The 11,427-nt window shown below is 55.9% G+C and carries 12 protein-coding genes and 1 tRNA gene; 3 read left to right on the forward strand and 10 right to left on the reverse strand.

Annotation, left to right across the window (positions count from 1 at the left end; genetic code table 11):
* Nucleotides 1-52: 52 nt before the first annotated feature.
* From B347_RS0122035 to rluD, 4 genes are all read right to left on the reverse strand, one after another.
* Nucleotides 53-128 (reverse strand) — tRNA-Asn (locus tag B347_RS0122035).
* Between the two features lie 307 nt (nt 129-435).
* A complete protein-coding gene (gene clpB, locus B347_RS0122040; protein ID WP_019411862.1) occupies nt 436-3,003 on the reverse strand; it encodes an ATP-dependent chaperone ClpB in 2,568 nt (855 codons plus the stop codon).
* Between the two features lie 120 nt (nt 3,004-3,123).
* Nucleotides 3,124-3,858, reverse strand: a complete 735-nt coding sequence (gene pgeF, locus B347_RS0122045; protein WP_019411863.1) for a peptidoglycan editing factor PgeF — start codon at nt 3,856-3,858, stop codon at nt 3,124-3,126.
* Nucleotides 3,855-4,817 carry a 23S rRNA pseudouridine(1911/1915/1917) synthase RluD gene (gene rluD, locus B347_RS0122050; RefSeq protein ID WP_026014342.1) on the reverse strand — a complete coding sequence of 321 codons (963 nt, stop codon included), beginning with the start codon at nt 4,815-4,817 and terminating at the stop codon, nt 3,855-3,857. The genes pgeF and rluD overlap by 4 nt, the downstream gene beginning before the upstream one ends.
* Before the next feature lie 148 nt (nt 4,818-4,965).
* On the opposite strand from rluD, the gene B347_RS0122055 reads away from it, so the two are divergent.
* Together B347_RS0122055 and B347_RS0122060 are read left to right on the forward strand one after the other, a co-directional pair.
* A complete protein-coding gene (locus B347_RS0122055; protein ID WP_019411865.1) occupies nt 4,966-5,979 on the forward strand; it encodes an outer membrane protein assembly factor BamD in 1,014 nt (337 codons plus the stop codon).
* A 118-nt stretch (nt 5,980-6,097) separates the two neighbouring features.
* Nucleotides 6,098-6,328: a PP0621 family protein gene (locus B347_RS0122060; protein ID WP_019411866.1), complete on the forward strand. Its 231-nt coding sequence runs from the start codon at nt 6,098-6,100 to the stop codon at nt 6,326-6,328.
* Nucleotides 6,329-6,451: 123 nt separating this feature from the next.
* Here B347_RS0122060 and thiO read toward each other — a convergent pair whose 3' ends face one another.
* From thiO to pilV, 5 genes are read right to left on the reverse strand one after another with little or no spacing between them, the layout of a single operon-like run.
* Nucleotides 6,452-7,552 carry a glycine oxidase ThiO gene (gene thiO, locus B347_RS0122065; protein WP_019411867.1) on the reverse strand — a complete coding sequence of 367 codons (1,101 nt, stop codon included), beginning with the start codon at nt 7,550-7,552 and terminating at the stop codon, nt 6,452-6,454.
* A 33-nt stretch (nt 7,553-7,585) separates the two neighbouring features.
* The gene (locus B347_RS0122070) at nt 7,586-7,987 is read right to left on the reverse strand and encodes a type IV pilin protein (RefSeq protein ID WP_026014343.1); all 402 of its coding nucleotides are present in this window, start codon (nt 7,985-7,987) and stop codon (nt 7,586-7,588) included.
* Nucleotides 7,988-7,997: 10 nt separating this feature from the next.
* Nucleotides 7,998-8,540 (reverse strand): pilus assembly PilX family protein, encoded by a 543-nt coding sequence (locus B347_RS0122075; protein WP_019411869.1) that lies wholly within the window; start codon nt 8,538-8,540, stop codon nt 7,998-8,000.
* Nucleotides 8,541-8,547: 7 nt separating this feature from the next.
* Nucleotides 8,548-9,243 (reverse strand): PilW family protein, encoded by a 696-nt coding sequence (locus tag B347_RS0122080; RefSeq protein WP_026014344.1) that lies wholly within the window; start codon nt 9,241-9,243, stop codon nt 8,548-8,550.
* Nucleotides 9,240-9,692, reverse strand: a complete 453-nt coding sequence (gene pilV, locus B347_RS0122085; RefSeq protein WP_026014345.1) for a type IV pilus modification protein PilV — start codon at nt 9,690-9,692, stop codon at nt 9,240-9,242. Before pilV ends, B347_RS0122080 begins: the two co-directional genes overlap by 4 nt.
* 227 nt (nt 9,693-9,919) lie before the next feature.
* Here pilV and B347_RS0122090 point away from each other — a divergent pair, with 227 nt between their 5' ends.
* A complete protein-coding gene (locus B347_RS0122090; protein ID WP_050997519.1) occupies nt 9,920-10,465 on the forward strand; it encodes a GspH/FimT family pseudopilin in 546 nt (181 codons plus the stop codon).
* Here B347_RS0122090 and ispH read toward each other — a convergent pair.
* Nucleotides 10,462-11,409: a 4-hydroxy-3-methylbut-2-enyl diphosphate reductase gene (gene ispH / locus B347_RS0122095; protein WP_019411873.1), complete on the reverse strand. Its 948-nt coding sequence runs from the start codon at nt 11,407-11,409 to the stop codon at nt 10,462-10,464. The genes B347_RS0122090 and ispH overlap by 4 nt on opposite strands.
* Between the last annotated feature and the right edge of the window lie 18 nt (nt 11,410-11,427).

Raw genomic sequence — 11,427 nt, forward strand, 5'->3', positions numbered from 1 at the left:
CTGCTCCCAAAGCAGGCGCGCTACCGGACTGCGCTATACCCCGGCTTGAAAATGGCTCCACGACCTGGACTCGAACCAGGGACCCAATGATTAACAGTCATTTGCTCTACCAACTGAGCTATCGCGGAACTACATATTTCAATCTGAAACAATGTTGCCTTACATCTTTGCAATCCTCTTTGACTTCATCGCATCGCTGCGTTGGCGTCTCTGAGGCGGGCCATTTTACAACCTTTAAAACCCTTGTCAACCCTTATTTTTCGTTAGAAGACAATGATTTAGCTCTTCTAACGGGCTTCTTGGTTTGGGCCAAGTTACCGTTCCGGGTGACTTACTGCGGGGCGCATCTTACAAGCGTTTTCCTTATAGATCAACACCCTAAATAAAAAAAGGCCTCGCAAAGCGAGGCCTTCCTTAAAACACGGTAGTTGAGCCTTATGCGAAGACGATTTCGTCGTCTTTCACAGTGGCTACAACCGCTGTGCCTGGCAAGAACTGACCCGACAGAATCAGTTGTGCCAGAGGGTTTTCGATCCAGCGCTGGATCGCACGTTTGAGTGGACGTGCGCCATAGACTGGGTCGTAACCCACTGCGATCAACTTGTCCAACGCCTCCTGACTCAATTCAAGGCTCAAGTCACGTTCAGCCAAACGGCTGCGCAGACGGCCCAACTGAATCTCGGCAATACCAGCAATCTGATCACGGGCCAGAGGCTCGAAGATCACGACTTCATCGATCCGGTTCACAAACTCCGGACGGAAGTGCGTACTCACCGCATCCATGACCGCAGCACGTTGTGCTTCACGATCACCGACCAATTCCTGAATCTGTGCAGAACCCAGGTTGGAGGTCATCACAATCACTGTGTTGCGGAAATCCACCGTACGGCCATGGCTGTCAGTCAGACGACCGTCTTCAAGCACTTGCAGCAACACGTTGAACACATCTGGATGAGCCTTTTCGACTTCGTCCAGCAGAATCACCGAATAAGGCTTGCGCCGTACTGCTTCGGTTAAATAACCGCCTTCTTCGTAGCCCACATAGCCTGGTGGCGCACCAATCAGTCGAGCCACGGAATGTTTCTCCATGAACTCGGACATATCGATCCGCACCATCGCCTCTTCAGTATCAAAGAGGAACTCGGCCAGCGCCTTGCACAACTCGGTTTTACCGACACCGGTTGGGCCCAGGAACATGAACGAGCCACTTGGGCGATTCGGGTCACTCAAACCTGCACGCGAACGGCGAACGGCATTAGACACGGCCACCACGGCCTCGTCCTGACCAATAACGCGGTCATGCAGCAAGCTTTCCATCTTCATTAGCTTGTCGCGCTCGCCTTCGAGCATTTTCGACACCGGGATACCGGTCCACTTCGAAACGACTTCAGCGATTTCCTCTTCGGTCACTTTACTGCGCAACAACTGGTTCTCGGTTTTATTGCTGTGCTCGTCAACCATTTGCAGGCTGCGCTCCAGATCGGGAATAACCCCGTACTGCAACTCGGCCATGCGGTTGAGGTTGCCGCTGCGGCGTGCCACTTCAAGCTCTTGGCGAGCCTGCTCGATCTTTTGCTGGATCTGGGCAGAACCCTGTACTTCAGCTTTTTCCGAAGTCCAGATTTCTTCCAGGTCGGAATACTCGCGCTCATGGCGCTCGATTTCTTCCTGCAATTTCTCGAGACGTTTTTTTGCCGCCTCATCTTCTTCTTTCTTCAGCGCCTGCGCTTCAACCTTCAGTTGAATCAGCCGGCGCTCAAGACGGTCCAGCACTTCGGGCTTGGAGTCGATCTCCATGCGGATGCGGCTGGCCGCTTCGTCCATCAGGTCGATCGCCTTGTCAGGCAACTGCCGATCAGTGATGTAGCGATGGCTGAGTTTGACCGCCGCAATGATCGCACCGTCGGTGATCGCCACTTTGTGGTGCACTTCATAGCGCTCTTTCAAACCCCGCAGAATCGCGATGGTGTCTTCTTCGCTCGGCTCATCGACCAGTACTTTCTGGAAGCGGCGCTCAAGCGCTGCGTCCTTCTCTATATATTGGCGGTACTCGTTGAGCGTGGTCGCACCGACGCAATGCAGCTCGCCCCGGGCCAGCGCTGGCTTGAGCATGTTGCCTGCATCCATGGCGCCCTCGCCTTTACCGGCACCGACCATGACGTGCAGTTCGTCGATAAACAGGATGACTTGCCCTTCCTGTTTCGACAGCTCGTTGAGCACTGCTTTCAGACGCTCTTCGAACTCGCCACGGAACTTGGCACCAGCAATCAGTGCACCGATGTCCAGCGACAGCAGGCGTTTGCCTTTAAGGCCATCAGGCACTTCGCCATTGATGATCCGCTGCGCCAAACCTTCAGCAATCGCGGTTTTACCGACGCCAGGCTCACCGATCAGTACCGGGTTGTTTTTGGTCCGGCGTTGCAAGACCTGAATGGTGCGACGAATCTCATCGTCACGGCCAATCACCGGATCGAGCTTGCCTTCTTCGGCGCGTTTGGTCAGGTCGATGGTGTATTTATCCAGCGCCTGACGCGACTCTTCGACGTTCGGGTCGTTGACAGCTTCGCCACCGCGCAAGTTATTGATGGCATTTTCCAGGGCTTTTTTGCTCACGCCCTGCCCCAGCAACAATTTGCCCAGTTTGCTGTTGTCGTCCATCGCGGCCAGCAGTACTACTTCGCTGGTGATGTACTGGTCGCCTTTTTGCTGCGCCAGGCGATCCGCTTGGTTCAACAGACGCGCCAAATCCTGCGACATATTCACGTCGCCGGTCGGATTCTGAATTTTAGGCAGTTGGTCCAGCTCTTTGGTCAGCTCTTTACGCAGGCTGTTTACATCAAAACCGACTTGCATCAGCAGAGGCTTGATCGAACCGCCCTGCTGTTCCAGCAATGCCTGCATCAAGTGCGCAGGCTCAATAGCCGGATGGTCAAGGCCAACGGCCAATGACTGAGCATCGGACAACGCCAATTGCAACTTGCTGGTTAATCTATCTATACGCATTCGTCACCTTCCTTATGAGCAGGCCGGAGGGATGGAAACTCCTGAATGAAGAAACCTGCCAGATACCTTAGTAGATGCGGGCGACTTCGACAGTTTCAAGCGTGTAGAAAATGATGCAAGTCAACTGACTGACGTTTCGATCCAGATCAGTGATGCAAAACGGCCAGTACAAGGACTGCGCCGGTAGGAGAAGAACCGTGGGTCGGTGACCGTGCAAAAACCACCGCCATAAACAGCAGTGATGCCAAAACGGGCCAGACGTAGGCGCGCCAGCTCATAGATGTCGGCCATGTAGCGGCCCTCATTAACACTGGGTACAAACGCCGCAGCGGCTTCGGGTAGGTCTTCAATGAAGACGTCCCGCACCTCGCCCCCCACTTCAAAAGCAGCGGGGCCAATGGCCGGGCCAAGCCAGACCAGTAGGTCTTGAGGCTCTACATTGAGGCTTTGCGCGGCCGCTTCAAGCACGCCAGCCGCGAGCCCACGCCAACCGGCATGGGCGGCCGCGACACGGGTGCCCGCGCGATCGCAAAACAGCGCTGGCAAACAGTCGGCGGTCATCACCGTACAGGCAATACCGGGCGTTGCCGTCCAGCTCGCGTCAGCCTCGGCGATGTGTTGAGGATTAGCAGGTGCGACCACAACCCCGTGAACCTGGCTAAGCCAAGCGGGCTGCACGTCAAAAATATGGGTCAAGCGTTGGCGGTTATGTGCAACGGCGACGGGGTCGTCGGCCACATGGTCGCCCAGATTGAAGCTGTCGAACGGCGCCTTACTGACGCCGCCCGCACGGGTGGTCACACAGGCCCTGACGCCTGCCGGCGCTGGCCAGTCAGGAATCAGGAAGGTGTTCATCCGATGAAAGCCTCACGGTCTTGCTTAAGTAACGTCAGCAACCAGACAAAATCGTCCGGAAGTGGCGATTCCCAGCTCATGCGCTTACCGGTCGTCGGATGATCCAATTCAAGGAAGCGCGCATGCAGAGCCTGACGCGGGAAGTTTTTAAGGGATTCGACCATGGTCACACTGGCTGCCGGCGGGATACGGAAGCGACCGCCGTAGGCAGGGTCTCCGACCAACGGGAAGTTAATGTGCGACATATGCACACGAATTTGGTGAGTACGCCCGGTTTCCAGCTTGACCCGCACGTGGGTGTGGGAACGGAAACGCTCAAGCACACGGTAATGACTCACCGCCTGCTTACCGCCTTCCATGACCGCCATGCGTTGGCGTTGCTGGCCGTGACGGCCGATGGGCGCGTTGATTTTGCCCCCGGCGGTAACGACACCGATAACAATGCATTCATAGATACGGCTGACACTGCGGCTCTGCAACTGAGTAACCAGTTGTGTCTGCGCCTGGATGGTCTTGGCGACTACCATCAGGCCCGTGGTGTCTTTGTCGAGGCGGTGCACGATCCCCGCACGCGGCACATTGACGATGTCCGGCACGTGGTGCAGCAGGGCATTGAGCAAAGTACCGTCAGCATGCCCGGCAGCCGGGTGAACCACCAAGCCTGCGGGCTTGTTGATCACCAGGATCTCATCGTCTTCATAGACGATATCCAGGGGAATGTCTTGGGCGACCCATTCACCCTGGGCTTCCTGCTCTGCAGTTAGCTCCAGGATGGCACCACCGTGCACGATGTCACGGGGGCGGATGACGGCTCCGTCCACTGTTAGGCGGCCGTCTTTGATCCAGGCGGAAAGGCGCGAGCGCGAGTGCTCAGCGAATAATTGTGCAGCGACTTGATCGAGGCGTTGGCCACCCAGTTCGGACGGCACCTCTTCGCGAAGTTGAATTTTCTCGGACATGCTCATCAGGACCGCGCCAAGCCTTTGGTTTCGGCTGCGCGCTTGTGGTTAAATACGGCGTCTTTTGCCCCGAGGCTTTTCACGGGGCGCTCATCATAACAGGACGGACCCGCCCAAGACAGCGGCCGTCATAGGGACGCAAGCCGCCATGCAAGTGAGACACCTGCTGCTGATCGCCATCCTCGCATTGACCGCCGCTTGCTCGTCGACAAAAGAAGTCGTTGACGAAAACTTGAGCGAAGTCGAGCTGTACCAGCAGGCGCAGGCCGACCTGGATAACCACAGCTATACCAGTGCTACCGCCAAACTGAAGGCTCTAGAGTCGCGCTATCCGTTCGGTCGCTATGCCGATCAGGCTCAGCTCGAACTGATCTACGCCTACTACAAGAACTCCGAACCAGAAGCTGCCAAGTCCGCGGCCGAGCGTTTTATTCGTCTGCACCCACAGCATCCAAACGTCGACTACGCCTACTACCTCAAGGGCCTGACCTCGTTTGACCAGGATGTTGGCCTGCTGGCGCGTTTCCTGCCGCTGGACATGACCAAGCGTGACCCTGGTGCTGCACGCGACTCGTACAACGAGTTCGCCCAGCTCACCAGCCGCTTCCCTAATAGCCGTTACGCACCTGATGCCAAGCAGCGCATGATTTACCTGCGTAACCTGCTGGCATCGTATGAAATCCACGTAGCCGATTACTACCTGACGCGTCAGGCTTACGTAGCCGCGGCCAACCGTGGTCGTTATGTGGTCGAAAACTTCCAGGAAACCCCTTCGGTCGGCGACGGCCTGGCGGTGATGGTTGAGTCTTACCAGCGCATGCACCTCGACCAACTGGCTGCCACCAGCCTTGAAGTGCTCAAGGACAACTACCCGAACCACCCAAGCCTAGTTGACGGTCAGTTCGTGCCACAGGTTTCCAATGCGGACAACCGCTCGTGGTTGAGCAAGGCCACCCTGGGCCTGATCGAATCCAGCACACCGCTGCCACCGGGTGAAACCCGCGCCAACATGGACATCCAAAAGCAGTACCAGGATGCCAAGGATGCAATTCCAGCAGAGCTGAAGCCTAAAGATGCTGATGGCAACATCATCGAAGCACCTGAAGCAGAAGGCAAAAGCCGCTCCTGGTTCAGCTACATGACCCTGGGCCTGTTCGACTGATTGTTCAGCCCAGTAAAAAAGAGCTCTTCGGAGCTCTTTTTTTGTCTGTGATTTGTTGCTGTGCGCCCGGCAAGTCCTTGGCTAAACTGGCTCATCTTTTCTTGAATAGCGGATAACCATGTTTCGTTTACTGATCTGGGCTGCACTGATTGCTGCGGGGGTGTGGTTTTGGCGCAAATACAAAGCAAGCATTCAGGCAACCAAAAAACCAGTTGATCCTGGCGCGCAGCCAATGGTGCGTTGCGCCAACTGTGGCGTGCACTTGCCGCGTGATCGTGCGCTCAGCAGACAGCAGGAATGGTTTTGCACTCAAGAGCATTTGGAACAAGGGCCAAAGCCTCGAGCTTAAGGTCCCTCTTGCCAGGTACAGGCTCGACAGCCTTTTTAAGCGAACACCCCCCTGTTGGAGCGTGCTTGCTCCAACAGGCGTCGGGACTCCATGCACCTCTCTGCCAGTGTTGATGGCCAGCAATTAAATCCGCCCGGCGGGGGCATAAGGCGTTGGGTCAATGATCGGTTCTCGCCCCAGCAGTAAGTCAGCAAGTAATTGGCAAGACGCCGGAGCCAGCACCAGCCCGTTACGGTAATGCCCGCAGTTGAGCCACAACCCGTCAAAGCCTGAAACCCGCCCAATGTACGGAATACCTTCCGGGGAGCCCGGCCGCAAACCCGCCCAATGCCCCACCACTTCGGCATCTGCCAGTGCCGGGATCAGTTCTATCGCCGAGGCCTTAAGACTCTCCAAGGCTATATCTGTTGGAGTTTTGTCGAAGCCTTCGTGCTCAAGCGTGCTGCCAATCAAGATATGCCCGTCGCGTCGCGGTATTGCGTAGCGGCCTTTTGCCAAAACCATGCTGGACAAGAAGTCAGACGCGCACTTGTACAAAATCATCTGCCCTTTAACAGGCTCCACCGGCAGTTCAATTCCTAGACCGCCCAGCAACTCACCACTCCAGGCGCCAGCCGACAACACCACATGATCACCGCGAATCTCGCCTTGTGCAGTATTCACACCGGCAATTTTATTACTCTCGCGGATAAACCCCTGAACTTCGCATTGCTCATGGATCGTCACATTCGGCATGGCTTGCAGCGCTGCTTTCAACGATTTCACAAGGCGCGGATTACGCACGTTGGCTACATCAGCCATATAGATGGCCTGCGAATAGCCGCCGCCCAATACCGGCACAGCACGCTCAACTGCCGAAATCTCAACAGAACTCAGTGGTCGACCTTCGCGCAGAGCCCACGCCAGCGCCTGCTCTTTGTCTTCAAGGTCTAGCCAGTACAAACCGGTGGTATGCACCTCTGGGTCAACATCGGTAGTGGCGAACAGTTGCTCAGCCAACTGTGGATAAAAATCCTGCGACCAATGGGCCAGCGCGGTGACTGCTGGGCTGTAACGCCAAGGGTAGAGTGGCGAAACAATCCCGCCGCCCGCCCATGAGGACTCCTGCCCAACCCCACGGCGATCCAGCAGCACCACGTGCTCAACCTCAGCCGCGAGGTTAAATGCGGTCAGCAAACCAATAACACCACCGCCTACAATCACCACTCGTTGTTGCTTAGCCATCTATCAACTCAGCTCAAAAATGAACATTAATCGTTAGCGCCCCCAACACTGCTGCACTGTCAGGTCCGGAGCGGCGTCTGTATTGGCTGCCAGGCCTGTGTGGCTCAACGTGTAGTTACCACAAGCGTCGCCGGCCATTGTCGAGTCTTCTTTACGTGTGGCCGTTAACAAAAAGGCCTGATCGGCGAGCGCATGGGTAATCAGGTAATGCTGATTACCCGGGCTGATATTTTCCGCCCCACTGTATAAACCTTTTTTCGTATAAAAACGCTCTAGACTTTGGGATTGCTCCGACAACAACACGGTGATTTGGGCGCGATGGCTGCGCTTCATCGAGTCGCTATACACCGGATACACGAATGCGCCAAGAATACCGATGATCGAAACCACGATCATGAGCTCCATCAACGTGAACCCTGCTCCATATCGATACATTCAGCCGTCCTTACTGTATTTGCCGCCACAAGACTCTTCGAAACTGCTGTCGTGTGGGCTCTCCCGTTTCGCTGCTCAGTGGCTGATAGCGCGCATAGACGCTCTCCAGCACGGTGCGCGATGGTCCACGCAGACCAACAGCGGTGATTCGGTATAAATGGGCAGACGCAATACCCGGCAAGTGCGCGGGCGTTATACCTACACCCAGACTCTGAATGCCGTACAACCCGTCTGGAGTAGCAAGCCAGAGCACTCCCGAGACCGGGTCAACCCCTGGCGAAGTTTGACTGCGGGCAGATAACGGCGGCATGCACCGGGCTACAGTGTTGCAGGCATGCAGCCCCGGCCATTCGATCTTGACCTGAGACTCGCCCAGTCGCAGCGCTGTTTCACTCGCTTGTAGTGACTGATTGGCTTGCCAGACGCTGCCGGTCATTTTTTGTTGTTGAGCGGCGCTTTGCAGAGAAGACAGTCCGATCAAGCTGAGCAACAGCAGAAAAGTCAGACAAACCAGCAGCGCCATGCCGGATTGTTTGCGCGAAAAAGGATTCATCAGCCACCTACTCCAGCCGATTGCGCAGCGCGACAGCCAAGTGATAGGACTGGTCTTTGATTCGCGCTTTAGGGTCTTGCAACGTCAGGGCAATTTTCACGCTACGAATATTGGCCAAACTGACAGGACTGTCTTCGTAACGTTGGACTGACTGCCCCGTTGCTGAATTGGCCATACCGAAGCTCATATCAAACGCCGCTACGTTGTCCAGAAGCACCGTTTTGCCAGGCCCGACTTTTAACTGTCCGTTCTCGAACCAGTAAATGATGTGGCGCAGTGCAAAACCTGTCTCGCCAGGCGCCAAAGGCAAATACTGCCCCGCGTATACCTGCGCAGTACGTTTGCAGTCAGATACAACGGTCCAGTCGGGCTTCGCCCCCGGTAGCCCGACATCCGCACTGATAAACCTCCACGACCTTGAGCCAGCCGCCCCTTGCCAGGAGATGGGCGTTTGAAATACCGAGGGCACATTGATAATGCTGTCGGTCGCGATGCAACCGAACATGCCAATCATTCGAATTTCTTGGGCGATTTTGCTCAATACAAAACGCGCGTCTTCTTGCGCAACCGCAGCAGAAGACTGCGCCACGTAAGTCTGCCGCGCGCTCAAGAAAACCTGAGTAGCACCCAGCACCAATAACAACCCTAACGCCAACGCGAGCATTAACTCTGTAAGGCCAAACCCCGCATCCAAGCGCCTCATGACGCCCTTTGTATAGCGTCAGCCGAGAGCTGGCTAGTCAAAGTGAAGGTTTGAAGAAAGCCCGCCTCTTTGCTGGCGCGCGAGTCGTCCCATTCCAAGGTGATGGCAACCTGATGACCACTGATAGCGATGCTGCCACTGGCACTTTCGCCTCCGAACTGGCGAATGTTGCGCTTGAAATCACTCAGGTCCTGGCCCAGTGCACTGTTAAGGCCACTACCGCCACTGCCGGAAAAGCTGTAATCGGCGGCGGCATTGGCGCGAATACGGTCCAGCATGGCATAGGCAATAAAGCTGGCCTGAGTGGTCATCAATGCACTGTCAGTGTGTTTGAGTGCATTCAGTTGGACCGCTGCGGCGCCTAACACGCCACTCGCCAGAATGACCATCGCGACCAGCACCTCGATCAAGGTCATTCCACTTTGCAGGCTTTTATCAGATCGAATCATGCGCGCCACTCCCCAGCATTCATTTACCGACACGTCCTGTGTCGCCATGCCAAAAGCCTAGCGCTCCCAACACGTCACACCTGTAGGAACAGGCTGGCGAAAATGATGGATTTGTCACTTGATTGAGTCCGCTAAAACGCCGCATTACAGCCTAAACATGATGAAACGGTTGCTGTGGATGGCCACCCAATTGATGCGCTATACCTATTGAAGCGCAAGGATTGCGCATGAATACGTCAAGGGAGAACGCCGTGTATCAAGAAGGCATGAGCCTTATCCAATTGCTATTTACGCTAGCGATTGTTGCGATCACCGCTCAATTTGCAGGCCCCGCTTACAGCGCTCTTATTGAGCAGCAACGGCGCCAGGTAACGGCAGAGCAATTGACCAACAGCCTGCGCACCGCGCGCACCGAGGCGCTGATACGGCATCAGTATGTGGTGGTGCATGCATTGGGAGAGGACTGGGGTAAAGGGTGGCGGATTATTCTGGACGTGAGTGGCAAGGGCCATCTCGATCAGAGCAACCCAGTGCTAGCCGAAAGGCAAGGCAACACGCATATACCGATTGCCGGTAATACGCCGGTCAAACATTACGTTCGGTTCAACCCGCTGGGCGAGCCGTTGTTAAACGCTGGGGCATTTCAGGCGGGGACACTGCATATTTGCCAAGCCGAAACCACGCTGAGCCACTACCAAGTGGTGCTCGCCAAGAGTGGCCGCATTAGCCTGCGTAGCGATCAGGCTGCGCAGGCGCTGTGCGGTCTGGCTTAGATCAGGGAGCGAACGCGCAGCTCTTTAGGCATCGAGAACGTGATGTTCTCTTCGCGGCCAGCCAGTTCGTCTGCACCGGTTGCGCCCCAAGCATGCAACTGCTGAATTACACCACGCACCAGCACTTCAGGCGCCGAGGCCCCTGCCGTAATACCAATGCGCTCTACACCGTCAAACCAGCTTTTTTGCAGGTCTTCGGCACCATCAATTAAGTAAGCAGGCGTTGCCATGCGCTCGGCCAGTTCACGTAAACGGTTGGAGTTGGAGCTGTTCGGGCTGCCCACGACCAACACAACATCGCACTCGTCGGCCAGTTGTTTGACCGCGTCCTGGCGGTTTTGCGTGGCGTAGCAAATGTCGTCTTTGCGCGGGCCACCAATAGCTGGGAAGCGCGAGCGCAAAGCGTCGATCACACGACTGGTGTCGTCCATCGACAAGGTGGTCTGGGTCACAAACGCCAATTTCTCCGGGTTGATAACGTGCAGATTAGCGACATCTTTTTCGTCTTCGACCAGGTAAATGGCCCCGCCATTACTGGCGTCGTACTGGCCCATGGTGCCTTCCACTTCCGGGTGACCAGCGTGGCCGATCAAGATGCACTCACGACCGTCACGGCTGTAGCGCGCGACTTCGATGTGCACCTTGGTTACCAGTGGGCAAGTGGCATCGAATACTTTGAGCCCGCGCCCAGAAGCTTCTGTACGTACGGCCTGGGAAACGCCGTGAGCACTGAAGATCACGATGACGTCATCCGGCACTTGATCAAGCTCTTCGACAAAGATCGCGCCACGGGAGCGCAGGTCTTCGACGACAAATTTGTTGTGCACCACTTCGTGGCGAACATAGATAGGCGGACCGAACACTTCCAGAGCGCGATTGACGATTTCAATCGCTCGGTCCACCCCAGCGCAAAAGCCACGGGGGTTGGCGAGTTTGATGTGCATGCTAGGCCTCGTGGGTCG

The organism is Pseudomonas psychrophila HA-4 (genome assembly GCF_000282975.1).
GTDB classification, from domain to species: domain Bacteria; phylum Pseudomonadota; class Gammaproteobacteria; order Pseudomonadales; family Pseudomonadaceae; genus Aquipseudomonas; species Aquipseudomonas psychrophila_A.

What these genes read in the sequence shown, in the direction of transcription:
- clpB (WP_019411862.1), bottom strand. Translation starts at nt 3,003, where the DNA reads ATGCGTATAGATAGATTAACCAGCAAGTTGCAATTGGCGTTGTCCGAT.
- pgeF (WP_019411863.1), bottom strand. Translation starts at nt 3,858, where the DNA reads ATGAACACCTTCCTGATTCCTGACTGGCCAGCGCCGGCAGGCGTCAGG.
- rluD (WP_026014342.1), bottom strand. Translation starts at nt 4,817, where the DNA reads ATGTCCGAGAAAATTCAACTTCGCGAAGAGGTGCCGTCCGAACTGGGT.
- B347_RS0122055 (WP_019411865.1), top strand. Translation starts at nt 4,966, where the DNA reads ATGCAAGTGAGACACCTGCTGCTGATCGCCATCCTCGCATTGACCGCC.
- B347_RS0122060 (WP_019411866.1), top strand. Translation starts at nt 6,098, where the DNA reads ATGTTTCGTTTACTGATCTGGGCTGCACTGATTGCTGCGGGGGTGTGG.
- thiO (WP_019411867.1), bottom strand. Translation starts at nt 7,552, where the DNA reads ATGGCTAAGCAACAACGAGTGGTGATTGTAGGCGGTGGTGTTATTGGT.
- B347_RS0122070 (WP_026014343.1), bottom strand. Translation starts at nt 7,987, where the DNA reads ATGTATCGATATGGAGCAGGGTTCACGTTGATGGAGCTCATGATCGTG.
- B347_RS0122075 (WP_019411869.1), bottom strand. Translation starts at nt 8,540, where the DNA reads ATGAATCCTTTTTCGCGCAAACAATCCGGCATGGCGCTGCTGGTTTGT.
- B347_RS0122080 (WP_026014344.1), bottom strand. Translation starts at nt 9,243, where the DNA reads ATGAGGCGCTTGGATGCGGGGTTTGGCCTTACAGAGTTAATGCTCGCG.
- pilV (WP_026014345.1), bottom strand. Translation starts at nt 9,692, where the DNA reads ATGATTCGATCTGATAAAAGCCTGCAAAGTGGAATGACCTTGATCGAG.
- B347_RS0122090 (WP_050997519.1), top strand. Translation starts at nt 9,920, where the DNA reads ATGAATACGTCAAGGGAGAACGCCGTGTATCAAGAAGGCATGAGCCTT.
- ispH (WP_019411873.1), bottom strand. Translation starts at nt 11,409, where the DNA reads ATGCACATCAAACTCGCCAACCCCCGTGGCTTTTGCGCTGGGGTGGAC.